Raw genomic sequence first — 23,685 nt, 5'->3', positions numbered from 1 at the left:
AAAACGCTCCCGCCGGACGGCCCGTAAAGTCGGCGACGTGATCGAGCAGCTGAGCATCCCCACCGCCGCCGGTTCCTTCGACGCCATCGCGGCCGGCCCGGAAGACGGGCGTCCCGTCCTTCTGCTGCACGGGTTTCCCGAGGCCGCGGTGGAATGGGAGCACCAGGTCGCGACGCTCGGCGTGCTCGGATATCGCGCGGTGGCACCGGATCAGCGCGGTTACTCGCCGGACGTCCGGCCGGAACAGTCGTCCGAGTACAGCATCGACCATCTCGTCGGTGACGTCGTCGCGATCGCGGATCGCTTGGGGTGGAACGAATTCGACCTCGTCGGACATGATTGGGGCGGTGCCGTCGCGTGGTGGACGGCCGACGCGCATCCCGGCAGGCTCCGCAGTCTCACCGTCATTTCGACGCCGCATCCGGCGGCGCTGGCCGACGCCATGAAGACCGACGAGGATCAGCATCTGCGGTCGGCCTACATGACCGAATGGCGGCAGACCCGCGTCACCGAGCGGCGGATGCTCGAAAACAACGCCGACGCGCTGCGCCGCATGTTCGACTGGAAGCTGCCGCCCAGCAAGGTCGACGAGTACATCCGGCGACTCTCCGAACCGGGCGCGCTCACCGCCGCGCTCAACTGGTACCGCGCCGGACGGCCCGGCGGGAAGATCGGCCCGATCGAGGTGCCGACGCTCTACATCTGGAGCACCGAGGACGCCGCCTTCGGATCGACGGCCGCGCTCGACACCGCGAACCGGGTGACCGGCCCGTACCGCTTCGAGATGATCGAGGACGTCTCCCACTGGGTGGTGGAGGAGGCGCCCGAGGCCGTCACTTCTTTGGTGGTGGAACACCTTTCATCCCACTAACAGGGGTAACTCTGGTCGCGGTACCGGTTACAGCGAGCCGGATGGTTCAGTGGGCCCGGTGAACAACACGACCGAAGTGGACACCGAACGCATCGTCTACGTCACCGAGGACGGCGAACCGACCGGTGAAACCGCGCCCAAGCTGGCCGCCCACCACGAAAACACCCGGCTGCACCTGGCGTTCTCCTGTTACCTCTTCCGCAGCAGCGACCAGGCGCTGCTCATCACCAGCCGCGCCGCCTCGAAGAAGGTGTGGCCCCGGGTCTGGACCAACAGTGTCTGCGGGCATCCCGCACCGGGTGAACCCCTCGAGGAGGCCGTCCGGCGCCGCGCCGCCTTCGAGCTCGGGCTGCCCCGGTTGGCCGGGCTCCGATGCGTCCTCCCGGCGTACCGCTACCGGACCCCGCCGTTCGAAGGGGTGGTCGAAAACGAGTTCTGCCCGGTCTTCGTCGCCTGGGTCGACGACGATCCCGAGCCGCATCCGGACGAGGTCGGCGACTGGCGTTGGCTGAGCTGGAATGATTACTCACTGTTGTTGAATGACGATGTGACTGACGTGAGTTACTGGGCGAAGGATCAGTTTTCGCAGCTCAAAGACGTCGAGCCTTTTTCGGCCTTACAGAACGACACTTCGGTGCGTGACAATGGTGCCGAACCGTCGTCCACTTGAGCGATATTCACTTTGGCCCGTACCGATACCTCAAGAGATCCCTCCTGTACGACGAAAACCAATTCGTGGCGGAGGTGAGCGTGGCAGCCGACGACGAGGCCGCGCTCCCACCGGGCGCGCCGTCCACCGATCTGCTCAGCCTCCACGAGTCGATCGCCGGTGTGCTCGCCACCCAGGGTGACTGGCGGCGTGCCTACCACCATCTCAAGTCCGCCTTCGACCTCGCCCGCGCCGGCAGCCTGCGGGACACGCTGACGTCCAGCTACAACCGTCGCTACCTCGACCAATGGCTGCACGGCCCGTCCGTCGAACGCCGAGGCCCGGCCGGGATGGCGATCGCACTGGTCGACCTCGACCTGTTCAAAGAGGTCAACGACACCTTCGGGCATCTGGTCGGCGATCGGGTCTTGCGTGAAGTGGCCGACCTGTTGCAGCAAGGACTCCCGTCCGAGGGGTTCTGCGCCCGCTACGGCGGCGAGGAATTCGCGCTCGTCCTGCCGGACGTCGACCACGCCCACGCGGTGCGCATCGCCGACACCGCCCGCATCCGGGTGGCCCACCATCCGTGGGCCCGGATCCGGCCTGGTCTTTCGGTGACGATCAGCGTGGGACTCGCCCACGAAAACCGTGCGGAAGTGGTGGAACCGGAACGGCAGTTGCGCCACGCCGACTCCTTGTTGTATATGGCGAAACGGGCGGGCCGGAACAAAGTCGCGTATCACGATAAGGATTCGTCGCGGACGATTCCCCGTTCGATGAACTCCGCGGACTCCCCCGGCGCCTAGCCACCCACTCGGTTATCGCCACACCGTGCGTAACGGTTCCAGGTGTTTTAACGACCTTTTAACCAGGACCGCTCACCCGATCGCATGGACCGTTCGGCGCTTCTCGGTACCTTGGGTGAAGAAATTTCGGGGATGGTTGTCGTCACGAACCTGAGGTGTCCGTACGATAACGAAAGAGCTTCGACGCCAGTTGTGAAAGGAGACCGAGTGCCCGACGAGCACCACAACCCGGGGACCGGTCGCCACAGCAACATCGACAGGAGCGCCGGTGAGCGCCGCTCCGGTCGTGAGCAGCGTGGCCGTCGCCGCTCGATGGACACCCACGGCGGGATCAGCGTTTCGGACGTCGTCGCACGTCATACCGGTGAACGCCCGATCTTCGACCCCGAAGCCGAGGCACCGGCGCCCCGTCGTCTTCGGCGGCCCGAGCCGGCGCCGGAGCCCCCGAGACCCGGTTCGCACGCCGCCCGGGCGGAGCCGCCCGCGCCCCGCCGTCCTCGGCGGGCCACCCCGGCCGAGAACCCGCCGCCCGCGCCCCCGCAGGCCCAGGCGCCGCGGACCCCGCAGCCCACCGAGACACCGCGGCCGCCTCGCGCCCGCCAGCCGCGCCGCACCACGCAGGCCGCGCCGAGCCCCGAGGCTCCGACGCAGCGCCGTCCGCCGGTGGTGAACCCGGGCGCGCAGCAGCCCGCGGCGCCGCCGCCGCCCCGCCGTCCTCGCCGACCGGCGCAGCGGCCGGTCCAGCAGCCATCCGGCCGGCAGCCGTCCGGCCCGCAGTCGCTTTCCGCCGGTGTCCCGGCGCGGTCCGAGATGGACCGGCTCACGATGACCGACGAGCTCGAGGCGATCGACGAAGCGACGATCACCAAACGCAAGATCGACCACACGCTCGCCCGGTTCTCCGCCGCGCACGACGAACTCGCGGCCGAAGAGGCCAAGAAGCGCGAGCGCCGCGAACGGCTCGCCGCCCGGCCCGCCGCGTTGCTGGAGCAGACCCGCACGGCGCTGCAGCGGGTGGTCACCACCACCGACAGCGAGCCTGCCGAAGCCGCCGAGCAGTCGGCTCCGCAGACCCGCTTGCAGGAGAAGAAGGAACGCAAGACCAAGCAGACGGCCAGGTCGGGCCGGATCGCCGTCGCCGTGGTCGCCGCGCTCGTGTTCCTCTCCCTCGGTTCGGCCTGGGGCGCGCAGACCTGGTTCGACGCGAAGTTCCACACCGTCGTCTCGCTCGACGAGGATTCGGCCGACATCCAGGACGCCGCCGGCCAGACCGGTGACGAGAACTTCCTGATGGTCGGTTCCGACACCCGCGACGGCGCGGCCGCCGAAGACGGCGTCGGCGACGCGGACGGCACTCCGGGCGCCCGTTCGGACACCATCATGATCGCGCACGTCCCCGCCGACAGGCAGCGCGTCGTCATGGTGTCCTTCCCCCGCGACCTCGAGATCAGCCGCCCCGAATGCAAGCGCTGGGACCCGGCGACGTCGTCGTACACGGATCAGACCTCTCCGGCGCAGAAGATCGCGAAGCTGAACACGGCCTACGCGGTCGGCGGCCCGCAGTGCGTCACGAAGGTCATCCAGCAGATCACCGGCATGAAGATGAACCACTTCGTCGGTATCGACTTCAACGGCTTCAAGTCCATGGTCGACGCTGTACAGGGCGTCACGGTGTTCAACGAGAAGCCGATCGACGACGGCACCCTCGGCATGATCATCCCGCAGGCGGGCGAGGTCCGGATCTCCGGCGACCAGGCGCTGAACTACGTCCGGGCGCGGCACGTCAAGGGCGACCCGACGTCGGACTACGGCCGGATCAAACGGCAGCAGACCTTCCTCGGCGCGCTGCTGAAGACGGTGATGTCGAAGGACGTCATCCTGGACACCGGCAAGCTCAGCGGTTTCATCGACGCGTTCGCGAAGGCCACCTTCGGCGAGAACCTCGGCATCAAGCAGATGATGACGCTGGCGAAGTCGATGCGCGGGATGGGTTCGGACAAGGTCAAGTTCCTCACCGTGCCCACCACCGGCGAAGCGAACAACCGCGGTAACGAGGTGCTGGTGCAGAGCAAGGCGAAAGCCGTCTTCGAGGCACTGATCAACAACACCCCGCTGGAAGAGAAAGCGCCGGAAGCGCCGCCGAGCGAGAGCGCGTCCGCTCCGACCAGTTCCGCCAAGTCCGGCGGCGGCAAGAAGAGCAGCAGCTCAGGCTGAAGATCCGCGGAAGGATCATTCGTTAGTCCGGGTTCACGTCAGGTTCACTCTGGGATGCGGCTTTTGGCCCCTGTTGCCCGTAGGGTTGGGCCATGCGTGAGGCTTACCATGTCGAACTCGAACAGCTCGCCGAGAACCTAGCGAGCATGTCGCTCCAGGTCGCCGACGCGATGGAGCGGGCGACCCGGGCGTTGCTCGAGGTCGATCTCGGACTCGCCGAGCAGGTGATCACCGACGACGCGAAGGTCGATGACGCGCGCGCCGAATGCGAGGAGCAGGCGTACGCGCTGCTGGCCCTGCAGGCACCCGTCGCGACCGATCTGCGGACCGTCCTCGCCGCGATCCACGCGGCGGAAAGTCTGGAGCGGATGGGCGATCTGGCGCTGCACGTGGCCAAGGCCGCGCGCCGCCGTCACCCCGAGCCCGTGCTGCCCGAGGCCGTGCGAGGTGACTTCGCCAAGATGGGCGAGGTGGCCGTCAAGCTGGCCCGGCAGGCCGAGCAGGTCATCAAGTCCAAGGACGTCGAGGCCGCCCGCACGATCGAGTCGGACGACGACGAGGTCGACGAGATCCACAAGCACCTGTTCACGGTCATCATGGACCGGAACTGGGACCACGGCGTCGCCGCGGCCGTGGACGTCACCCTGCTGGGCCGCTTCTACGAGCGCTTCGCCGACCACGCCGTCTCCGTCGCACGCCGGATGATCTTCGTGGTGACCGGGAAGATGCCCGGCTACGGCCCCGACGAACTCTGATCCACCCGCGCACCAAGCGCGTGAAGGCCCCCTTCCCTCGGCTCAGCCGAGGGAAGGGGGCCTTCACGCGTGATAGGGAGGCTCAGCCGAAGCGGCCCGAGATGTAGTCCTCGGTCGCCTTCTCGTCCGGGTTCGAGAAGATCTTCTCGGTGTCGTTCAGCTCCACCAGGCGACCCGGCTGGCCGACGCCCGCCAGGTTGAAGAACGCGGTCTGGTCCGAGACCCGCGCCGCCTGCTGCATGTTGTGGGTCACGATGACGATCGTGTACTCCTTCTTGAGCTCACCGATCAAGTCCTCGATCGCCAGCGTCGAGATCGGGTCGAGCGCGGAGCACGGTTCGTCCATCAGCAGCACGTCCGGCCGCACGGCGATCGCCCGCGCGATGCAGAGCCGCTGCTGCTGACCACCGGAGAGGCCGCCGCCCGGCCGGTTCAGCCGGTCCTTGACCTCGTTCCACAGGTTCGCGCCGCGCAGCGCGCGCTCGGCGACCTCGTCGAGTTCCTTCTTGCCCTTGGTGCCGCCCAGGCGGAGACCCGCCACGACGTTGTCCCGGATGGACATCGTCGGGAACGGGTTGGGCCGCTGGAAGACCATGCCGATCGTGCGGCGCACCTGCACCGGGTCGACCCCGGCGCCGTAGATGTCCTCGCCGTCGAGCAGCACCTCACCCTCGACGCGGGCGCCGGGGATGACCTCGTGCATGCGGTTCAGCGTGCGCAGCACCGTCGACTTGCCGCAACCGGAAGGGCCGATGAAGGCGGTGACGTTCCGAGGCGGCACCGAGAGGGTGACGCCGTCCACGGCATGGAACTTGCCGTAGTAGATGTCCACGTCCTTGACGTCGATTCGTTTGGCCATCTCAAACAGCTCACTTCTTCTTCGGGGCGACAAGACGGGCAAAGAGCATGGCGAGGAGGTTCACGATCGCGATGATCAGCACCAGGGTGAGCGCGGCACCCCAGATCCGGTCGAAGGCGACGGTCCCCTCGTTGAACGGGTTGCTGACCCGTTCGTTGTTCATCAGGAGCGGCAGAGCGGCCTGCTCGCCACCGAAGATGTCCCAGTTCACGTAGGCCGAGTAGCCCACGAGGACCAGCAGCGGCGCGGTCTCGCCCATGACCCGGGCGAGCGCCATCATCACGCCGCCGACGATGCCGGACAGCGCGGTCGGCAGGACGATCTTCATGATCGTCTTCCACTTCGGCACGCCGAGCGCGTACGAGGCTTCGCGCAGGTCGTCCGGAACGATCCGCAGCATCTCCTCCGACGAGCGGACCACCACCGGGATCATCAGCAGCACCAAGGCCAGCGACACCGCGAAACCACTGCGGGGCAGGCCGAGCGTGGTGATCCACAGCGCGTAGATGAACAGCGCCGCGACGATCGAGGGGACACCGGAAAGGATGTCGACCATGAACGTCGTGGTCTTCGCGAGCTTGCCGCGGCCGTATTCGACCAGGTAGATCGCGACCAGCAGGCCGATCGGCACGGCGATGATCGCGCACACCAGGCCCTGCAGCACCGAGCCGATGACCGCGTGCAGCACGCCGCCGCCGACCTCGTCCGAAAGCACCGAGCCGAAGTCCTCGGTCCACCAGTTGCTGTAGGGGATCCGCTTGACGCCGTTGATGACGACGGTGGCGAGCAGCCACACCAGCGGGACGACGGCGATCAGGAACGACAGCCAGATCAGGACCGTCGCGAGCCAGTTCTTGCTCTTCCTCGCCAGGCTGACCTGCTGGAACGCCGGGGTGAGGGCCGGGGTCTTTTCGAGCGTGGTGGACATGCTCAGTCCCCCTTCTTGGCGATGATGGATCGCGCGAGGAAGTTGACCACGAAGGTCAGCAGGAACAGCACGAGGCCGGCCGCGATGTACGCGCCAGCCGAGATCTCGTTGTTGAGTTCCGCGTAGTCCGCGGCGATCTTCGAGGCGAAGGTGGCGCCGCCGTCGAAGAGGCTCCAGGTGAACTCACGGCCCACCGCGCCGGTCAGGATGATCGCGAGCGCGATCGTCTCGCCGAGCGCGCGGCCGAGGCCCAGCATCGAAGCGCCGATGTAGCCCGCCTTGCCGAACGGCAGGACGGTGGTGCGGATGACCTCCCAGCGGGTGGCGCCCAGCGCCAGCGCGCCTTCGATCTGCGGGGTCGGCGTCCGCTCGAACACCTCGCGGGAGAGCGAGGTGATGATCGGCAGGATCATCACGGCGAGCACGATGCCCGCGGTGAAGATCGTGCCGCGCATGTCCGGCGAGACGTTGCCCGCCGCGAAGATCGGGATCCACGAGAAGGTGTCGTTGACCCACTGGGAAAAGGGCTCGATCGTCGGCGCGAAGACCATCAGGCCCCACAGGCCGTAGATGATCGAGGGGACCGCGGCGAGCAGGTCGATCACGTAGGCGAACGGCCGCGCCAGCCGCTTGGGCGCGTAGTGGGTGAGGAAGAGGGCGATCCCGAGCGAGATCGGCATCGCGATGATCAGCGCCAGCAGCGCGGAGTAGATCGTGACCAGCAGCAGGCCCATGATGCCGAACCGCATGTCGCCGGGGTCGGTCTGCCAGACCTGGCTGGTCAGGAAGCCGACATTGTCCGCCTGCAGCGCCGGGACGGCCCGCACCAGCAGGAACAGCCCGATCAGGCCGATCAGCGCGACGACGAGGACGCCGGCGCCGGTGGTCAGGAACTGGAAGATGCGGTCACCGGGCCGCACCGTCCTGGACTTGGGATTCGCGAGGGGCACCGAGGACTCCTCGGGCGGTGACGCGGCGGATTGCGGCGAAATCGGGTCCTCCGGGACGGTCTCGCGGACGGCAGAACGCCCACCGGGGTCGCCGGTGGGCGTTCTGGTCGAAGACGAATCGCTCATCGACTACTTCTGTCCAGCCTGTCTTTACTCGTCAACCTGGGGGTTGGCAACAGGGTCAGGCGATGGCCTTGACGGCGGTCAGGACCTTGTCCTGCAGGCTCTGCGGGATCGGCACGTACCCCTTGTCCGCGAGCGGCTTCTGGCCGTCCGTGGCGGCGACGGTCAGGAAGGCCTTGACGGCCTTGGCGACCTCGGCGTCGGCGTACTTCGAGCAGACGATCTCGTAGGTGGCGAGCAGCACCGGGTACGCACCCGCGACGTTGCCGGAGTAGATCGAGTCCAGGTCCAGCGCGAGGTCGTTGGTGCCCTCCTTCTTGAACTTCGCCGCGTCGAGGGCCTTGGCGACGTTCGCCGCGGTCAGCTCGACACCGCCGGAGCCGCTGTCGATCAGGGCCGACTTGATGCCGTCCTTCGCGAAGGAAGCCTCGACGTAGGTGATCGCGCCGTCGGTGGACTTCACCGCGTTGGCGACACCGTTGGACTTCTCCGCGCCGTTGCCGACACCGCCGTTGAACTTCTTGCCGTCACCCTGGGTCCAGGCGCCCTTGGACGCGACCTTCAGGTACTTCTGGAAGTTGTCGGTGGTGCCCGACTCGTCGGTGCGGGAGATGACCTGGATGGCCTTGTCCGGCAGGTTGACGCTCTCGTTGCCCTTGACCGCCTTGATGGCCGGGTCGTTCCACTTGGTGATGCCACCGTTGAAGATCTTGGCGGTGACCTCGGGGGTGAGGGTCAGCTTGTCGACACCCTCGACCTTGTAGGCGACCGCGACCGGGCCGATCACGAGCGGCAGGTTCCACGCGTCGCTGGCGCAACGGGCCTTCGCCTTCTCGGCCTCCTCGCCGTCCTTGAGCGGCGAGTCGGAACCGGCGAAGTCGACCTGGTTGCCGTTGAACTGCTTGACACCGGCGCCCGAACCGCTCGGGTTGTAGTTCACCTTCTGGCCGGAGCACTTGGCGGCGTACTGCTGCACGAAGATGTCGATCGCGGTCTTCTGTGCGGACGAACCCTCGGCCGAAAGCGGGCTCTTGCCACCGCATTCGACACCGGCCGTGCCGCTGGGCGCGGCCGCGGCACCCGTGCCTTCGGTCTTCGTCGCCGCCGGGTCGGATCCACAGGCGCCGAGCACGAGGGCGGCGCTAGCCACGATGCCGATCGCGCCCGCGGGCCGCATGATCTTCACTGCATTTCCTCCACTGGGAGACATTCGCCGGATCGGTGGAACGGGAACGTTCCTGCCGGACCCGGACATTAGGCACTCACAGTGGACAGGTGACCGTCAAAGGGTGAACGAAAGGTGAACAAGGCGCCCGATGTGAGCAGCGCGACTACTCCGAAAGGGGACCGTGTCCCGCGCGTGACCTGCGCGTTTGCTCTCCGTGACCGGTCAAGGACCAGACGTGGGAACCTGATTACCGAGCGTATTGAACGTCGACCTCGTACCGGGTGAAGCCGAGCTTCGAATAAACGGCGAGCGCGGGAGCGTTGTCGCCCTCGACGTACAAGATCACCTGACCCAGTCCGCGATCGCGGAGATACCGCAATCCGGCGAGTGTGAGCGCCTTCCCGAGGCCGCCGCCTTGCGCGTCCGGGTCGATGCCGACGACGTAGACCTCGCCGGCGGGCTCGCCACCGAAACGACCGGGCACCGCTTCGTGGACCTTCGTCCAGTGGAAGCCGATGACCTCGCCGTCCCGCTCCGCGAGGAAAAATCCTCCCGCGTCGAACCAGGCCTCGGTCTCGGTCGCGCGGACCTCGTCGGCGGTGAGGGCGCCCTGTTCGGGATGCCAGTCGAAGGCGCGCGCGTTGACGCGGACCATCGCCTCCTCGTCCTGACCGGGGACGAACGTGCGCAGCGTGATCCCCTCGCCGGTCACGGGTTCCGGCCAGTCCGCGGTCTCGACGTCGGCGTGCAGGATCAGCAGTTCGCGAGCGCGCCGGAAGCCTTCGGTCCCGGCGAGGTGTACGGCGGCGGGGTGATCGCCGTGCGCCCATACGCGCAGCGGCTTCCCCGCGGCCCGTTCGACGAGTGCCTTGACGAGGGTCCTGCCGTGTCCGGAGCGACGGCGCGAGGGATGGACGAACAGTTCGGCGACCTGGTTGCCGTGCGAATCGCCTTCGGTGTCCAGGTGCGCGTACGCGACCAGCTCGCCTTCGAGGCGGCCCAGCAGATGCAGGCCACCGGCGAAACCGGTGTCCTCCGGCTTGCCGTCGGCCTCGCGCACGGCGAGAAGGAAGCGGCGGATCTCCTCCGTGTCCGGTTCACCGGTCCACACCACATCGAGCATGAAACCGACAGTACCCGGGAACCCTGCCTCTGCCCGGACGTCTTGTCAGAGGAGGAGAGGAAGGGATTCAGTGCGCCGAAAGCTCGCTCGGCTCGTAGACGCTCGCGTCCGGGGCGATGGCCTGGTGCTTGGCCGCCGAACCCTTGGCAGGCCGCTCGAACTTGTAGCCGACGTTGCGCACGGTCCCGATCATCTGCTCGTGCTCCGGGCCCAGCTTCGCGCGCAGGCGCCGCACGTGGACGTCGACCGTGCGGGTGCCGCCGAAGAAGTCGTAACCCCAGACCTCCTGCAGCAGCTGGGCACGGGTGAACACCCGGCCGGCGTGCTGCGCGAGGTACTTGAGGAGTTCGAACTCCTTGTAGGTGAGTTCGAGGGTGCGCTTGCGGAGCTTCGCGGTGTACGTCGCTTCGTCGATGACCAGTTCGCCGACCCGGAGTTCGGCGTCGACCTGGGCGGCGCCGCCGTCGCGGGTGGTGACCAGCCGCAGCCGGGCGTCGACCTCGGCGGGACCGGCCGTCGGGAGCAGGATGTCGTCGGTGCGCCATTCCGCGCTGACCGCGACCAGGCCGCCTTCACCGACCACGGCGATGATCGGCGTGGAGGCTTCGTCCTCACCGGCGCCCTTGAGCAGGCGGCAGAGGCTCTTCGCGGAGGCGAGATCGCTGCGGGCGTCGAGGACGATGACGTCGCGGTGGCCCGCGTCGAGCAGCGCGGTCACTTCCGGCGGGCGGACGCGTACGGTGTGGGGCAGCAGATCCAGGGCGGGCAACACCGAAGTGGCATCTGCTTCCGCGGTCAGTACCAGAAGGTCCAGGCTCATCGCCGCACCGCCCTTACTCGTAGTCGCCTCGAACGTGGCTACAGCCGGTGCTTAGTGAGAATAGCGGGTGAACAGCCGGACACCTACCCCGTGCTGGATCGATCACACCTGCACAAAGAACAACCCGAAGGAGATTCGACGCGATGGTGAGCAGGCCCGTGGCGCAGGACGACCGACCGTCCCCCGGCCGGTCAGCCAAGCGACCGAGGCGCCGTGGCCGGGGCTGGCTGATCGCCCTCGCGGTGCTGGTGGTGCTGCTGGTCGGGGCCGATTTCGGGGCGGCGGCCTTCGCCGAGCACACGATCTCCCAGAAGGCCCGCGAACAGCTGAACCTGACCAACGATCCGGCGGTCACGGTGCATGGTTTCCCGTTCCTGACCCAAGCCCTTTCGGGTGACTACAGTCACATCACCATCAACGCCCAGGGCGTCGCCGTCCCGCCGAAGTTGCGTGACGTGGACTTCAACGCGGAGATGAGCGACGTCAAGGCTCCGCTTTCGGATCTGACGTCCGGCAACACGAAGTCGATCGTCATCGGCACGCTCAAGGGCGAAGTGACCGTCAAGGCGTCCGACATCGCGAAGCAGGCTCCGCTCGACAAGATCGAGAACCTCAAGATCGAGCCGGTCACCGAGGACTACGTCCGCAACGGCGAGAACGGCCAGGGCGAGACGACGCCGCCCACCACGAACGCGCAAGGCGAGCCGATCGACAGCTCCAGCGCGGGTATCCGGCTGTCGGGCAACGTGCAGATCGCCGGGCAGAAGGTGGAGATCTTCTGCTTCGCCATGATCGAACTGAACGGCCAGAAGATCAGCATCGAGCCGAAGCGGCTGCAGTTCGGGAATGACAAGGAGACAACCATCGTTCCCCAAGCGGTGCAGGACGCGCTGCTGCCGAACTTCAACGCGACCATCGACACCGGCGCACTGCCGTTCTCGGTGACTCCGACATCGGTGCGCGTGAACAGCGGCTCGGTGACCATCAAGGGTGAGGGCAAGAACGTCGCCTTCAGCGGAGCGAAGCCACGAGGTTGATCGACACAGGGGTGATCTCGAAATGACCGGAGTGTGGGTGCTGCTGGGCGTGCTGGCGCTCGGCGGGGTGGCCGGCGCGCTGCTGCGGGCGCGCAACGGACGGATCCGGGCGGCGAAGCCCAGCGCACCCACACTGCCCGGCCGCGTCTCGGGTGCCCTCGCTCCGGAGGGCGTCACCCTCATCCAGATCTCGACCACTTTCTGCGCGCCCTGCCGCCACACCCGCGCGATCCTGTCGGCCCTCGCGGACAAGACCGACGGGCTGACCCACGTCGATCTCGACGTCACCGAGACCCCCGAAGTCGCCAAGGCGCTTTCGGTATTGCGGACTCCGACGACGCTGGCCTTGACACCGGACGGCCGGGAGGTCTTCCGCGTCGGCGGCGTTCCCCGAGGTCAGGAGCTTCTCGAAGCCCTGAAGCCCCATCTGGCGAACGCCTGATCCCGGGTTTTGGGAAGCGTCCCAAGGTGTGAACACGGTTCCCAACCTGAGGGAGCTCTGCGTACCCTCGTGCCCGTGAACAGGCTGCCCCGAACCTTGCTGACCCAGCGCCGCGCAGTGGATCTGTGCCGCGTTCGCAGCAGCCTGTGTCCGGCTCGCTGAGCGCGTCTTCGCTGCTTGCGCGTGCCCTTCCGGCACGCACCTCTTCCCTCTCATCGCAGGAGGATCCATGTCCGCAGGACCGGCCGTCGACCCCCGTGGTCCGCGTTTCGCCGCCATCCTGACGACGATCGTGCTCGCGGTCGTGCTCATCACCCAGTGGTGGCCACTGCTCGCGGCGCAGGCGGTGGTGTTCGCGATCGGCGCGTTCGTCGGCCTCAAGCCGGCGCCGTACTCACTGATCTACCGGTACCTGGTCGCGCCGCGCCTCGGCCCGACGACCGAACGCGAAGACGCCGCCCCGCTTCGGTTCGCGCAGGCCGTCGGCTTCGTGTTCGCCGTCGTCGGCACCGTCGGCTTCGCCACCGGCCTGACCGCGCTCGGGTTCGTCGCGACGGCGTTCGCGCTGCTGGCGGCCTTCCTCAACGCGGCGTTCAACTTCTGTCTCGGTTGCGAGATGTACCTGCTCATCAAGCGTTTCAGTCCCAGCCCCCGCGCGTCCTAACCCAGAAAGAGAGTCAGCTCCATGAGCCGTGAAGACGTCCTGGTCACCACCCAGTGGGCCGAGGAGAACCTGGACACCCCGGGTGTCGTGTTCATCGAGGTCGACGAGGACACGACCGCGTACGACAACGGGCACATCCGCGGGGCGGTGAAGTTCGACTGGCGCAAGGACCTGCAGGACGGGGTCCGCCGCGACTTCGTCAACAAGGAAGGCTTCGAGAAGCTCCTGTCCGAGAAGGGCATCTCGAACGACGACCGCGTCGTCCTCTACGGCGGCAACAACAACTGGTTCGCCGCGTACGCGTACTGGTACTTCAAGCTCTACGGCCACGAGAAGGTGCAGCTGCTCGACGGCGGCCGCAAGAAGTGGGAACTCGACGGCCGCGAGCTGAGCTCGGAAGAGGTCAAGCGCGAGCCGACCGAGTACAAGGCCAAGGAACAGGACCTTTCGATCCGCGCGTTCCGCGACGAGGTCGTTTCCGAGATCGGCAAGAGCAACTTCGTCGACGTGCGCTCGCCCGACGAGTTCTCCGGCAAGCTGCTCGCCCCGGCGCATCTGCCGCAGGAGCAGTCCCAGGTCCCCGGCCACATCCCTGGCGCGCTGAACGTCCCGTGGGCGAAGGTCGCCAACGAGGACGGGACCTTCAAGACCGAGGAAGAGATCAAGGAGCTGTACTCCGACGAGGGCCTCGACGAGTCGAAGTCCACGATCGCGTACTGCCGGATCGGCGAGCGCTCGTCCATCGCGTGGTTCGCGCTGCACGAGCTCCTCGGCTACGAGCAGGTGAAGAACTACGACGGTTCGTGGACGGAATACGGCTCGCTCGTCGGCGTGCCGGTCGAGTTGGGAGCGAAATGATGGCGGCAGACGACAGCTGCGGCGCGCCGGTCCAGGAGGCCACGCCCGCCGATTACGACACGCGTGGCCAGGTCGTGCTCGCGGGCAAGGTGACCGGTGCGGAAGGGCCCGTCGGCGGCGCCTTCGTGCGGTTGCTGGACGGCGGCGGCGACTTCACCGGCGAGGTGGTCTCGTCGGCGGACGGCGACTTCCGTTTCTACGCGGCTCCCGGCGACTGGACGGTGCGCGCGCTGCACAAGAGCGGGAACGGTGAAGCCTCCGTCACGGCTCAGGGCCCTGGTGTCCACCAGTTGGCCATTTCGGTCGCCTGACGTTTCGCGCGTGAAGGCCCCCTTCCCTCGGCTCAGCCGCGTGAAGGGGGCCTTCACGCGCGTGTGGGCACTGCCACGCGACCTCGGCAGGCCTGTCCGGGCAGGTAGCGACTAAAGTGCGTTTCGTGGAGATCCTGTTTACGACTTTGCTGGTACTCGCCGGCGTCGCGATCACGTGGTTCGCCGTGTACGTCGTCTACCGGCTTTACGCGGACCAGCGCTGACCCATGACGGCTAGTGGCGACGAGGCCATCCAGGCCGCGGAGAAGCGCGCGGATAACACGCGCGACCGAAACCTCCCCCAGTTCGACGACATGCCCGTCCCGGGCGACACGGCGAACCTGCGCGAGGGCCCGAACCTCAATGACGCCTGCCTGGCGCTCCTGCCGCTCGTCGGCGTGTGGCGCGGCGAAGGCGAGGTCGACTACCCGACCATCGACGGCCCGTATCGGTTCGGCATGCAGCTGACCATCGCGCACGACGGCCGTCCCTTCCTCACGCACGAGGCCCGCGCCTGGCTGCTCGACGAAGACGGCAAGGTCATCCGGCCGGCCGCGCGCGAGTCCGGGTTCTGGCGCCCGCAGGCCGACGACACGATCGAACTGCTGCTGACCCACAACACCGGCATCGTGGAACTCTTCTACGGCAAGCCGCGCGGCAAGGCCTCGGTCCCGGCCTGGGAACTGGGCACCGACGCCGTCGTCCGCACCTCCTCCGCGAAGGACGTCACGGCCTCGCAGCGGCTCTACGGCATCGTCAACGGCGAACTCGGCTACGTCGAAGAGCGCGCCATGATGGGCCAGGAACTGCAGCCGCACACGTCGGCGCTGCTGCGTCGCGTGGTGGGCTGACCGTTTCCCGTGCGGTGGCGTGCCTACGGCGAGCACGCCGCCCTGCTCGACTGCGATTCCCTGACCCAGACGATCGCGGCGCACGCCACGATCGCGGCCACGCGCCCGGACGGTGTCGCCGAACTCGTCCCCGGCGCCCGCAGCCTGCTCGTGGTGGAAACCCCGGGTTCGGGCGCCCTCGCGGCCGTCCGTGAACTCCTGTCCGGCGCCGATCTCGAACATCCGCCCGGCGGCGAACCCCGCGAGATCACCCTCGACGTCACCTACGACGGCGAAGACCTCGAACTCGTCGCCCAGGACGCCGGAGTGTCCACAAAGGACGTCGTGCGGTTGCACACCGACGCCGTCTACACCGTGGCCTTCACCGGGTTCGCGCCCGGTTTCGGTTATCTGACAGGGCTTCCCGAACCGCTCCGGCAGCCGCGGCTGCCGACCCCGCGCACCCGGGTGCCGCCGGGTTCGGTCGGGATCGCGGGCGAGTTCACCGGCGTGTACCCGCGGGTCTCACCCGGCGGCTGGCGGCTGATCGGCCATACCCGGGCCGTCCTGTTCGACCCGCGCGCCGATCCGCCCGCGTTGCTGGCGCCCGGCGACCGGGTGCGGTTCCGGAGCGCCGGATGAGGGCCGTCGAAGTGGTCGATCCCGGTCCACTCGCGCTGGTGCAGGACCTCGGCAGGCCCGGATACGCGCATCTCGGCGTCCCGCCGTCCGGTGCGCTGGACGTCCCCGCGCTGAGGCTGGCCAACCGGCTCGTCGGCAACGACGAGGCCGCAGCGGGCGTCGAGTGCCTGTTCGGCGGCCTGCGGCTGCGCGCGAAGACCTCCTGCACGATCGCGGTGACCGGACCGCCCGCCACCGTTCGCGTTGACGACCGCGACGTCGGCTCGCACGCGCCCGTGTGGCTGGCTGCCGGCCAGGTCGCGTCGATCGGCGCGCCCGCCACCGGATTGCGGTCCTACCTGGCGGTTTCCGGCGGGATCGCGGTCGACGCCGAACTCGGCAGCCGGTCGCGGGACGTCCTCTCGGAGATCGGGCCCGCGCCACTGCGGGCGGGCGACGTCCTGCCGCTCGGCCCGCCGTCGGTGTCCGGCGGCGCCGACGTCGTACTGCCCACGGTGGCTCCGGCGGAGCTGGTCGTGCGGGTCGATCCGGGCCCGCGGGCTCATTGGTTCACGGGGTTGGCGGCCGGGCTCGCGAAGACCTGGACGGTGACCGCGGAATCCAACCGCGTCGGGCTCCGGCTCGACGGCCCCGCCCTGACTCGCGGGGACGAATACGCGGAGCGGGAATTGCCGAGCGAAGGCCTGCTGACCGGTGCCGTGCAGGTGCCGCCGAGTGGTTTGCCGGTGGTGTTCTTGGCGGATCATCCAACTACCGGCGGTTATCCGGTGGCGGCCGTGGTGAGACAGGCGTCACTCCCGTCACTCGCGCAGGCCCGGCCCGGAACCCTTCTCCGCTTTCACTCGTCCACGAGGATGTGGAACAGGTAAAGGTCGCCGGTGGCACTGGTGTCATCGACACGAATTCGGTCCCAACCCAGCCAGAACTGCCGCAGTCGCTGCGGATCGCGCTGGCCACCGGTCAGATGCGGCGCCCGCTCGGCGACACGCTCCGCCCGCTTCTCGATCTCTTCGCCGACGGCGAGTACCAGGTCGCCGGCCCCGAACGGCTGGCCGAAGACCGCTACCTGACGCCGAGCGCCGACTGGCCGCCCGCCGACGTCTCACGGGTCGGCTACTACCGGACCGCGATCAAGAGCGGGCACCGGCCGGTCGCGGTGGTGCTGGAGACCAGCGACGCGGCGGTGATCCTCGACGGGCACCACAAGATCGCGGCCTACCGCGAGGAAGCGATCCTGCCGCATCTGCTGATCATCAGCCCGCTCAGCTGATCGTGTACTCGCTCTCGTAGGCGGCGGCCAGTTCGGCGTGGACCGCGCTGGAGTCGCTCAGCGCGACGCCGTCGAGCGTGTGCACCCTGGTCAGCTTGCGGACCGACGAGGCCAGGAACAGGCCATCGCCCTCGCCGAGGTCGGAGACCTGGAGCGGCTCGACCTTGATCGACCAGCCCGCCCGCTCGGCGCCACGGAACAGCGCCGCCTGCGTGGTTCCCGGCAGGATGCCGATGGTCGCCGGCGGCGTGTAGAGCGTCCTGTCCTTCGCGAGGACGACCGTCGAAGTCGGCCCTTCGAAGACCGAACCGTCGGCGGCGGTGAAAATCACATCGCTCGCGCCGCGGCGGCCCGCCTCGCGCAGCGCGGCCATGTTGACGCCGTAGGAAATGGACTTCGCCCCCAGCAACAGCCACGGTGCGCGCTCGGCGAGGCCGGGGTCGATGCCGCGTTCGAGGGTGATCGCCGCGACGCCTTCGACACGGGCGCGCAGTACCTTCTCGTCGATCTCCACACCGAGCGCGAACCCGAACGGCTTCTCCTCCGGGTCGCCGTCGATCCCCCTGGTGTACACCAGTTTCAGCGCGATCTCGGCGCTGCCGGTCCAGTTGTCGATGACGGTCCGCGCCGCCAGTTCCCACGCGGAGAGATCCGGCGCCGGGAGGTCGAGCATGGCGGCGGAACGGGCCAGCCGGTCGAGATGCGGGCCAAGCTCACGAGGTCGCCCGTCGACTACGAGGATGGTCTCGAACACGCCGTCCCCACGAAGGAGTCCGAGATCGTCCACCCGCAGGTGAGCGGCTTCGGGGTCGGCAAGGGTCCCGTCGAGAAAGGCAAGCACGCGCATACCGACACGGTACTCACTAACATGGGTTTTATGTCCTACCGCTCCCCCTTGCTCGACCTTCCCGGACCGATCGCGGCACCCGACGGGCATCCCGAAGAGGGTGTCCCGTGGCATTGGGGAGACCCGTTCGCCGAGCAACGGACGGCGGCGCGCGGCGTGGTCGTGATCGACCGTTCGCATCGCGAGATCCTGGCCGTGACCGGGGAAGAACGGTTGTCCTGGCTGCATTTGGTGATCTCGCAGCACGTCACCGGGCTCGCGGAAGGCACCGGCACCGAGGCGCTCGTCCTGGACAGCCAGGGCCGCGTCGACACCCACATGGTCGTCGCGCACGCGGACGGCACGGTGTGGCTGGACAGCGACCGGGGCGCGGTGGCGTCCAGCGCGCTGCCCTCCGGTGGCAAGCAGCCGCTGCGCGAATACCTCGAAGCGATGAAGTTCTGGTCCAAAGTGGACATCCGCGACATGTCCGATGAACTGGCGTTGCTGACCGTCCTCGGCCCCGACGCGGACCGCGTCCTGTCCGCCGTGGACGTCTCGCTGGGCTCGGACGCGTACTCCGTCGCCGCGATCCCCGGCGGTTTTGCGCGGCGGATGCCGTGGCCCGGGCGGAACAGCGTCGACCTCGCCGTGCCTCGCGCGGACCTGGCGGCCTGGTGGCGCCGGCTGACCGACGCGGGCGCGCGCCCCGCGGGCAGCTGGGCGTTCGACGCGCTGCGGGTCGAGTCGCTGCGGCCGCGGCTGGGCATCGACACCGACGACCGCACGATCCCGCACGAGGTGAACTGGGTCGACTCCGCCGCGCATGTGGCGAAGGGCTGCTACCGCGGACAGGAAACCGTCGCGAAGGTCCACAACGTCGGGCGGCCGCCGCGGTACATGGCGCTGCTGCATCTGGACGGTTCGCCGGAGATCACGCCGGAGACGGGTGATCCGGTGGTCGTCGGCGAGCGGACCGTCGGGCGGGTGGGCAGCGTGGTGCAGCACCACGAACTGGGCCCGATCGCGCTGGCGCTGGTCAAGCGCTCGACGCGACCGGGTGCCGAACTTCTGGTCGGTGCCGAGGACCGCGTCGTGCAGGCGGCCATCGATCCGGACTCCGTGCCGGGTGAGGCGCCTGCTCCCGGACGGGAAGCGGCTCAGCGGCTGCGGAGCTGAGACTTGGCTGGTCCGGCGACGCGTCCATGAAGGAATTGGGACGTTGAGTGTCCCGATTCCTTCATGGACACCCTCGGGTCGACCTGCGGCGACCGTGTCGTCATGGCCGCCGTCGCACGCCATCGTCGCCTACTCGTCGCCACCCTGGCGACGTGTCCGTGAAGGCCTCCTTGAGGGACTCCTAGTCCCTCAAGGAGGCCTTCACGGACCTTGCGGCGTCTCTCACGGCAGTCTCGCTGGCCACAGCGGTCGCGCGTGACGGACTGCTTTCACCGACTCCCCCACCCCGCCATCCACAAGTTGTCCACAACCTTGCCCACCTGTGGACAACTCCGCCGACCAGCCCTTTTCCACCCCCACCCCCGGTAGACTGGACCAGGGGCCGCCCCCGGGACGGGTGGGGGGCGCGCTCTGGAAGGGACCGAAAGAGCGGTGGCCCATCGGAGGGTTCGGCAGGGGGCGAAAGATCCTTGTGGTATCGCGCCCTGCGGAACATTTCCGCTGGAGCGCGATAAGCTACGCGGGTGATCGAAGTCCGGCCCGGTGGTCGCCGTCGTATCGACCGCGTGCTCGGCCCTGGGTATCTCAGCGACCTCGGCGAGCTGCCCCTTTCCGTGCTGCGCGAGCGCCGTGACGAGGCCGCGCAGGAGGAGACTGACCTGTCCTACCTGCGACGGCTGCTGCACGCGCGGATCGACATCGTGCGAGCCGAGCAGGAGCGCCGGAGTTCGGGTGGGGAGCGCAGCGTCGTCGAGCGGCTGGCCGCGATCCTGGCGGACAACGCGATCGGCCCGGCCACGGGTTCGGGCAGGCATCAGCGGCTGGAGCCGTCGCGGGCGGGTGAGCACCGGCGGTTCGCCGAGGCGCTCATCGGCGACACGGACCTTTCCGACGTGAGCACCCTGTCGGACGAGAAGCTGGTCAGCGCCCTCGACAGGTACGCCGACGAAGAGGTCTCCGTCTCCTCGTACCGCCGCGAGGTGCAGGGCGTGATGGACACGATCAACGCCGAGATCGCGACCCGCTACCGGAAGGGCACGGCGTCGGTCGACGATCTGCTCGACACCGAACGCGGCGGACCCGAGTGACGAATCCCGTCCTGGTCGAGGTCGTCCGGTCCGGTTTCGTGGAAAGCATCCACCGCGGCGCGCTGGTGATCACGGCCCCGGACGGGTCGGTGCGGTTCTCCGCGGGCGACATCGAGCGGCCCGTCTACCCGCGCTCCTCCAACAAACCGCTCCAAGCCGTCGGGATGCTGCGCGCCGGTCTCACCATCGGCGACGAAGACCTCGCGCTGGGCTGCGGATCGCACAACGGCGAGCCCGGCCACGTCGAGGGCGCCTTGTCGATGCTGTCCCGCGCGGGCCTGACCGAGGACGCGCTGGCCTGCCCGCCCGCCTTCCCCCTGCACGAGCCGAGCATGCTCGCCGTGGCCGCGGCCGGGAAACGCCGCGCCGCCATGAACTGCTCCGGCAAGCACGCCGCCATGCTCACCACCTGCGCCCAGCTCGGCTGGGCATGCGCGGACTACGCGTCGGCGACCCATCCGCTGCAGAAGATCATCCAGGCCACCATCGCCGACCTCACCAGCGAACCGATCGAAACGGTCGGCGTCGACGGCTGCGGCGCCCCGCTGTTCGCGTTCTCCCTCGCCGGCCTCGCCCGCTCCTTCGGCAGGCTGGTCACCGCCATGGGCGGACCGGAACGCCGGGTCGCGGACGCCGTCCGCGCGTATCCCTGGCAGGTCGCGGGCACCGGCCGCGAGGACACCGTGCTGATGCGGAGTGTCGAAGGTCTGCTTTCGAAGGGTGGCGCCGAGGGCGTGCACTCGTTCGCGCTCCCCGACGGCACCGCGCTGGCGCTCAAGATCGACGACGGCGCCGCGCGGGCCAGGCTCCCGCTGCTGCTCGCGACCCTGCGTCACCTCGGCATCGACCCGGGCGGCGAAGCGGAACAGCTGGCCGGGTCGGCCGTCCTCGGTGGCGGGAAACCGGTCGGCGAACTGCGCGTCGCCGCCGGCCTGTTCGGCTAGTTGGCGCGTTCCCGCGCGGCCAGGTCGCCCCAGAAGTCCCGCAGATCGGCGAACAGATCCGCCAGCTCGTCGACGTTGCCGGTGCGGAGCGCGTCGAGAATGTCGTGCACCTCTTCGGCGGTCGTGTCGGCCTGAAGGATCGAGTCCGCGAAGAGCTGCACGAGACCGCCATAGTCGAGTTCGACCGCGGAGCCCGGATGGAAGCTGTCCAGCCAGCGTCGCGTCTCTTGCAGTACGCGGCCGGGCCCGGAGTCGCCGAAGGTCGCTTCGAGCAGGTCGCCGACATCGCGCGCCCGATGACGCGCATCGGCCATCGACACCCGCCACGACACTTCACGCTCTGGGTCGTCGCGGCCCTTGCCCAGCTTGACCCGGCGCATCCCGGGGTCGAACAAGACGAACCACGGGAGCGGAACGGTCCACGTCGTCGAGAGCGTGTGCGAGGCCGAAGCGGACAAGTCGCCGATGGCCGACTTCGCCCGCGAGCGGATCATCTCGAGCGAAGCGCCACCCGCGTCGAGCACCGCGTTCTTCAGCGCCGGATGCGCGTCACCGAGGAAAGTCACCAGCGCCGCGGCCGAGCGGGCACGGATCTCCATCGGGCAGACCAGCGGACCCGGGCCCGCGTCACCGTGCTCACCCTCGGGCACGTCCGCGGGGTCCAGGACGAGCACGTCGGTGAGCAGACTGGGCGCGGGACGGCCGTCCGCGAGTTCGGCGGGCAGCAGCCGTCCGACATGCTGTGACTTGAGCCACAGTGCCTGCTCGCGCGTCCCCGCGGCCGAACGATCGAGCCGGGCCGCTTCGACGGCCTCGAGCAGGCGTTCGTCCGGTGGATCGCCCAGCGCGAGCAGGGGCTCATAGACGCGGAGATAAGCCGCGAACGGACGGGGCACACGAGCATCGTGACACGCCGACCTGCGACTATCGCCACCGACCGGCCGGTAACCGGCGTTCGGGGAACACTGTCGCCACCGGCACACCGTGCCACGTCGCATCCAACCCCCCGGACACGGTACGGTGTCAGCAGGAAAGAATTGTCGAGACGATGCGGGGCCGCCGATTCCCCCGGCCGCCCCGCCCCTGTGCGAGGGGGTCGAGCCATGGGGCGCGGCCGGGCTAAGGCCAAGCAGACGAAGGTGGCGCGCGAGCTCAAGTACAGCTCGCACGAAACCGACTTCGATGCTTTGCAGCGCGAGCTGTCCAGTAGTTCCTCGGAAGACAGGCACGAGGACGACAAGCGGTATGACGACGACCCGTACGACGGGTACGACGAATACCGCCGCTGAGCAACGCGTGACACGCGAGGGTGGTCGGGGCTTGCCCCGGTAACCACCCTCGCGTGTCGCGTGCTGCCCAAAAGATGGAGGAGGTGCCATGTCCGACGTATCGCGAGTAGGTGTCATCGGAGCCGGTCTCATGGGCTCGGGCATCGCCGAGGTGCACGCGCGTGCCGGTCTGGACGTGATCGTCACCGAGGTGAACCAGCCGGCGCTGGACTCCGGGCGGGCGCGGATCGAGAAGTCGCTGCAACGCGGCGTCAAGAACGGGAAGCTCTCGCAGGAAGACGCCGACGCGGCGCTCGGACGGCTTCGCTTCACCACCGAGATCGGCGAGTTCGCCGACCGTGACCTCGTGATCGAGGCCATCCTGGAACAGGAGCAGGCCAAGGTCGAGGTGTTCCGGTCGCTGGACAAGATCGTCGAACGCGAGGACGCCCTGTTCGCGTCCAACACGTCTTCGATCCCGATCATGAAGCTCGGGATGGCCACCAACCGCCCGCAGCAGGTGGTCGGTATCCACTTCTTCAACCCGGTCCCGGTGCTGCCGCTCGTCGAGCTGGTGCCCTCGCTGCTGACCAGCGACGACACCGCCCGCCGCGCGGAGGAGCACGCGACGTCGGCGCTGGCCAAGACGGTGATCCGGTCGCAGGACCGGGCAGGGTTCATCGTGAACTCGCTGCTCGTGCCGTACCTGCTTTCGGCGATCCGGATGATCGAGTCGGGCTTCGCGTCGGCCGAGGACATCGACCGCGGTATGGAGCTCGGCACCGCGCACCCGATGGGGCCGCTGCGGCTGTCGGATCTGATCGGCCTGGACACCATCAAGGCCATCGCGGACTCGATGTACGCCGAGTTCAAGGAGCCGCTGTACTCCTCGCCGCCGCTGCTGCTGCGCATGGTCGACGCCGGCCTGCTCGGCAAGAAGACCGGCCGAGGCTTCTACAGCTACTCCTGACCCCGTCCTTCTCCCGCATTTAGTCCTCTCGATGCGGTGGTTGCGCGTGCAAGTACCGCATCCAGAGGACTAAATGCGGACTGCCGGAGC

27 protein-coding genes are annotated in these 23,685 nt (G+C 68.4%); 19 read left to right on the top strand and 8 right to left on the bottom strand.

All coding sequences use genetic code 11. The features are described from left to right. Positions 1-37 precede the first annotated feature (37 nt). From SD37_RS01910 to phoU, 5 genes are all read left to right on the top strand, one after another. Positions 38-871: an alpha/beta fold hydrolase gene (locus tag SD37_RS01910; RefSeq protein WP_044853579.1), complete on the top strand. Its 834-nt coding sequence runs from the start codon at positions 38-40 to the stop codon at positions 869-871. 58 nt (positions 872-929) lie between these two features. Further along, positions 930-1,541, top strand: a complete 612-nt coding sequence (gene idi / locus SD37_RS01905; protein ID WP_044854017.1) for an isopentenyl-diphosphate Delta-isomerase — start codon at positions 930-932, stop codon at positions 1,539-1,541. 65 nt (positions 1,542-1,606) lie between these two features. Then, positions 1,607-2,326: a GGDEF domain-containing protein gene (locus SD37_RS01900; RefSeq protein WP_044853578.1), complete on the top strand. Its 720-nt coding sequence runs from the start codon at positions 1,607-1,609 to the stop codon at positions 2,324-2,326. Positions 2,327-3,136: 810 nt separating this feature from the next. Then, positions 3,137-4,540 carry an LCP family protein gene (locus SD37_RS01895; RefSeq protein WP_044854016.1) on the top strand — a complete coding sequence of 468 codons (1,404 nt, stop codon included), beginning with the start codon at positions 3,137-3,139 and terminating at the stop codon, positions 4,538-4,540. Between the two features lie 92 nt (positions 4,541-4,632). Continuing rightward, the gene (phoU, locus tag SD37_RS01890; RefSeq protein WP_037320401.1) at positions 4,633-5,295 is read left to right on the top strand and encodes a phosphate signaling complex protein PhoU; all 663 of its coding nucleotides are present in this window, start codon (positions 4,633-4,635) and stop codon (positions 5,293-5,295) included. 82 nt (positions 5,296-5,377) lie between these two features. On the opposite strand, the gene pstB is transcribed toward phoU, so the two are convergent. From pstB to SD37_RS01860, 6 genes are all read right to left on the bottom strand, one after another. Further along, the gene (pstB, locus tag SD37_RS01885) at positions 5,378-6,154 is read right to left on the bottom strand and encodes a phosphate ABC transporter ATP-binding protein PstB (protein WP_037320403.1); all 777 of its coding nucleotides are present in this window, start codon (positions 6,152-6,154) and stop codon (positions 5,378-5,380) included. Positions 6,155-6,164: 10 nt separating this feature from the next. Beyond that, a complete protein-coding gene (pstA, locus tag SD37_RS01880; RefSeq protein ID WP_044853577.1) occupies positions 6,165-7,082 on the bottom strand; it encodes a phosphate ABC transporter permease PstA in 918 nt (305 codons plus the stop codon). A gap of 2 nt (positions 7,083-7,084) precedes the next feature. Further along, complete coding sequence (gene pstC, locus SD37_RS01875; RefSeq protein ID WP_044854015.1) at positions 7,085-8,002, bottom strand: phosphate ABC transporter permease subunit PstC; 918 nt, start codon at positions 8,000-8,002, stop codon at positions 7,085-7,087. Positions 8,003-8,213: 211 nt separating this feature from the next. Further along, on the bottom strand, positions 8,214-9,341 hold the full coding sequence (gene pstS, locus SD37_RS01870; protein WP_044853576.1) for a phosphate ABC transporter substrate-binding protein PstS: 1,128 nt from the start codon (positions 9,339-9,341) through the stop codon (positions 8,214-8,216). Between the two features lie 229 nt (positions 9,342-9,570). Beyond that, entirely contained in the window at positions 9,571-10,446 is an 876-nt protein-coding gene (gene mshD, locus SD37_RS01865) for a mycothiol synthase (protein ID WP_044853575.1), read from the bottom strand. Positions 10,447-10,513: 67 nt separating this feature from the next. Further along, entirely contained in the window at positions 10,514-11,266 is a 753-nt protein-coding gene (locus tag SD37_RS01860; protein WP_044853574.1) for a winged helix-turn-helix transcriptional regulator, read from the bottom strand. A gap of 143 nt (positions 11,267-11,409) precedes the next feature. Between SD37_RS01860 and SD37_RS01855 the strand changes: the two genes are divergently transcribed. The 9 genes from SD37_RS01855 (at position 11,410) to SD37_RS01815 (ending at position 17,320) form a co-directional block, all read left to right on the top strand. After that, positions 11,410-12,303, top strand: a complete 894-nt coding sequence (locus SD37_RS01855; RefSeq protein WP_083254860.1) for an LmeA family phospholipid-binding protein — start codon at positions 11,410-11,412, stop codon at positions 12,301-12,303. A 22-nt stretch (positions 12,304-12,325) separates the two neighbouring features. After that, positions 12,326-12,745, top strand: coding sequence for a TlpA family protein disulfide reductase (locus SD37_RS01850; protein ID WP_044853573.1), 420 nt, complete (start codon positions 12,326-12,328; stop codon positions 12,743-12,745). Positions 12,746-12,974: 229 nt separating this feature from the next. Beyond that, the gene (locus SD37_RS01845; protein ID WP_044853572.1) at positions 12,975-13,409 is read left to right on the top strand and encodes a DUF4395 domain-containing protein; all 435 of its coding nucleotides are present in this window, start codon (positions 12,975-12,977) and stop codon (positions 13,407-13,409) included. Between the two features lie 21 nt (positions 13,410-13,430). After that, complete coding sequence (locus SD37_RS01840) at positions 13,431-14,267, top strand: sulfurtransferase (protein WP_044853571.1); 837 nt, start codon at positions 13,431-13,433, stop codon at positions 14,265-14,267. Continuing rightward, positions 14,267-14,578: a DUF1416 domain-containing protein gene (locus SD37_RS01835; RefSeq protein ID WP_044853570.1), complete on the top strand. Its 312-nt coding sequence runs from the start codon at positions 14,267-14,269 to the stop codon at positions 14,576-14,578. Before SD37_RS01840 ends, SD37_RS01835 begins: the two co-directional genes overlap by 1 nt. 227 nt (positions 14,579-14,805) lie before the next feature. Next, a complete protein-coding gene (locus tag SD37_RS01830) occupies positions 14,806-15,429 on the top strand; it encodes a heme-binding beta-barrel domain-containing protein (RefSeq protein WP_044853569.1) in 624 nt (207 codons plus the stop codon). 9 nt (positions 15,430-15,438) lie between these two features. Then, entirely contained in the window at positions 15,439-16,050 is a 612-nt protein-coding gene (pxpB, locus tag SD37_RS01825; protein ID WP_044853568.1) for a 5-oxoprolinase subunit PxpB, read from the top strand. Next, positions 16,047-16,919 carry a 5-oxoprolinase subunit C family protein gene (locus SD37_RS01820; protein ID WP_044853567.1) on the top strand — a complete coding sequence of 291 codons (873 nt, stop codon included), beginning with the start codon at positions 16,047-16,049 and terminating at the stop codon, positions 16,917-16,919. The genes pxpB and SD37_RS01820 overlap by 4 nt, the downstream gene beginning before the upstream one ends. After that, a complete protein-coding gene (locus SD37_RS01815; protein WP_044853566.1) occupies positions 16,907-17,320 on the top strand; it encodes a hypothetical protein in 414 nt (137 codons plus the stop codon). Before SD37_RS01820 ends, SD37_RS01815 begins: the two co-directional genes overlap by 13 nt. Here SD37_RS01815 and SD37_RS01810 read toward each other — a convergent pair. Continuing rightward, on the bottom strand, positions 17,313-18,167 hold the full coding sequence (locus tag SD37_RS01810) for an aminodeoxychorismate lyase (RefSeq protein ID WP_044853565.1): 855 nt from the start codon (positions 18,165-18,167) through the stop codon (positions 17,313-17,315). The genes SD37_RS01815 and SD37_RS01810 overlap by 8 nt on opposite strands. 30 nt (positions 18,168-18,197) lie before the next feature. Here SD37_RS01810 and ygfZ point away from each other — a divergent pair, with 30 nt between their 5' ends. The 3 genes from ygfZ to SD37_RS01795 all read left to right on the top strand — a co-directional run bounded on the left by ygfZ (position 18,198) and on the right by SD37_RS01795 (position 21,357). Further along, positions 18,198-19,325 carry a CAF17-like 4Fe-4S cluster assembly/insertion protein YgfZ gene (gene ygfZ, locus SD37_RS01805; protein WP_044853564.1) on the top strand — a complete coding sequence of 376 codons (1,128 nt, stop codon included), beginning with the start codon at positions 18,198-18,200 and terminating at the stop codon, positions 19,323-19,325. Between the two features lie 524 nt (positions 19,326-19,849). Next, positions 19,850-20,413 carry an RsiG family protein gene (locus SD37_RS01800; RefSeq protein ID WP_037320439.1) on the top strand — a complete coding sequence of 188 codons (564 nt, stop codon included), beginning with the start codon at positions 19,850-19,852 and terminating at the stop codon, positions 20,411-20,413. Continuing rightward, positions 20,410-21,357 (top strand): asparaginase, encoded by a 948-nt coding sequence (locus SD37_RS01795; protein WP_044853563.1) that lies wholly within the window; start codon positions 20,410-20,412, stop codon positions 21,355-21,357. The genes SD37_RS01800 and SD37_RS01795 overlap by 4 nt, the downstream gene beginning before the upstream one ends. Here the strand turns inward: SD37_RS01795 and SD37_RS01790 are convergent. Beyond that, positions 21,354-22,253, bottom strand: a complete 900-nt coding sequence (locus SD37_RS01790; RefSeq protein WP_044853562.1) for a DUF8083 family protein — start codon at positions 22,251-22,253, stop codon at positions 21,354-21,356. The two genes, SD37_RS01795 and SD37_RS01790, sit on opposite strands and share 4 nt — an antisense overlap. 207 nt (positions 22,254-22,460) lie before the next feature. Here SD37_RS01790 and SD37_RS01785 point away from each other — a divergent pair, with 207 nt between their 5' ends. Beyond that, entirely contained in the window at positions 22,461-22,646 is a 186-nt protein-coding gene (locus tag SD37_RS01785) for a DUF3073 domain-containing protein (protein WP_007032561.1), read from the top strand. An 88-nt stretch (positions 22,647-22,734) separates the two neighbouring features. Continuing rightward, positions 22,735-23,595, top strand: coding sequence for a 3-hydroxybutyryl-CoA dehydrogenase (locus tag SD37_RS01780; protein ID WP_081736600.1), 861 nt, complete (start codon positions 22,735-22,737; stop codon positions 23,593-23,595). Positions 23,596-23,685: the final 90 nt, after the last annotated feature.

The sequence above is a fragment of the Amycolatopsis orientalis genome (assembly GCF_000943515.2).
Classification (GTDB): Bacteria; Actinomycetota; Actinomycetes; order Mycobacteriales; family Pseudonocardiaceae; genus Amycolatopsis; species Amycolatopsis orientalis.
Note: the sequence above shows the minus strand (reverse complement) of the source record. Positions and strands in the feature narration are given on the sequence as shown.

What these genes read in the sequence shown, in the direction of transcription:
- SD37_RS01895 (WP_044854016.1), top strand. Translation starts at nt 3,137, where the DNA reads ATGGACCGGCTCACGATGACCGACGAGCTCGAGGCGATCGACGAAGCG.
- phoU (WP_037320401.1), top strand. Translation starts at nt 4,633, where the DNA reads ATGCGTGAGGCTTACCATGTCGAACTCGAACAGCTCGCCGAGAACCTA.
- pstB (WP_037320403.1), bottom strand. Translation starts at nt 6,154, where the DNA reads ATGGCCAAACGAATCGACGTCAAGGACGTGGACATCTACTACGGCAAG.
- pstA (WP_044853577.1), bottom strand. Translation starts at nt 7,082, where the DNA reads ATGTCCACCACGCTCGAAAAGACCCCGGCCCTCACCCCGGCGTTCCAG.
- mshD (WP_044853575.1), bottom strand. Translation starts at nt 10,446, where the DNA reads ATGCTCGATGTGGTGTGGACCGGTGAACCGGACACGGAGGAGATCCGC.
- SD37_RS01860 (WP_044853574.1), bottom strand. Translation starts at nt 11,266, where the DNA reads ATGAGCCTGGACCTTCTGGTACTGACCGCGGAAGCAGATGCCACTTCG.
- SD37_RS01855 (WP_083254860.1), top strand. Translation starts at nt 11,410, where the DNA reads ATGGTGAGCAGGCCCGTGGCGCAGGACGACCGACCGTCCCCCGGCCGG.
- SD37_RS01850 (WP_044853573.1), top strand. Translation starts at nt 12,326, where the DNA reads ATGACCGGAGTGTGGGTGCTGCTGGGCGTGCTGGCGCTCGGCGGGGTG.
- SD37_RS01845 (WP_044853572.1), top strand. Translation starts at nt 12,975, where the DNA reads ATGTCCGCAGGACCGGCCGTCGACCCCCGTGGTCCGCGTTTCGCCGCC.
- SD37_RS01840 (WP_044853571.1), top strand. Translation starts at nt 13,431, where the DNA reads ATGAGCCGTGAAGACGTCCTGGTCACCACCCAGTGGGCCGAGGAGAAC.
- SD37_RS01835 (WP_044853570.1), top strand. Translation starts at nt 14,267, where the DNA reads ATGGCGGCAGACGACAGCTGCGGCGCGCCGGTCCAGGAGGCCACGCCC.
- SD37_RS01830 (WP_044853569.1), top strand. Translation starts at nt 14,806, where the DNA reads ATGACGGCTAGTGGCGACGAGGCCATCCAGGCCGCGGAGAAGCGCGCG.
- SD37_RS01820 (WP_044853567.1), top strand. Translation starts at nt 16,047, where the DNA reads ATGAGGGCCGTCGAAGTGGTCGATCCCGGTCCACTCGCGCTGGTGCAG.
- SD37_RS01810 (WP_044853565.1), bottom strand. Translation starts at nt 18,167, where the DNA reads ATGCGCGTGCTTGCCTTTCTCGACGGGACCCTTGCCGACCCCGAAGCC.
- ygfZ (WP_044853564.1), top strand. Translation starts at nt 18,198, where the DNA reads ATGTCCTACCGCTCCCCCTTGCTCGACCTTCCCGGACCGATCGCGGCA.
- SD37_RS01785 (WP_007032561.1), top strand. Translation starts at nt 22,461, where the DNA reads ATGGGGCGCGGCCGGGCTAAGGCCAAGCAGACGAAGGTGGCGCGCGAG.
- SD37_RS01780 (WP_081736600.1), top strand. Translation starts at nt 22,735, where the DNA reads ATGTCCGACGTATCGCGAGTAGGTGTCATCGGAGCCGGTCTCATGGGC.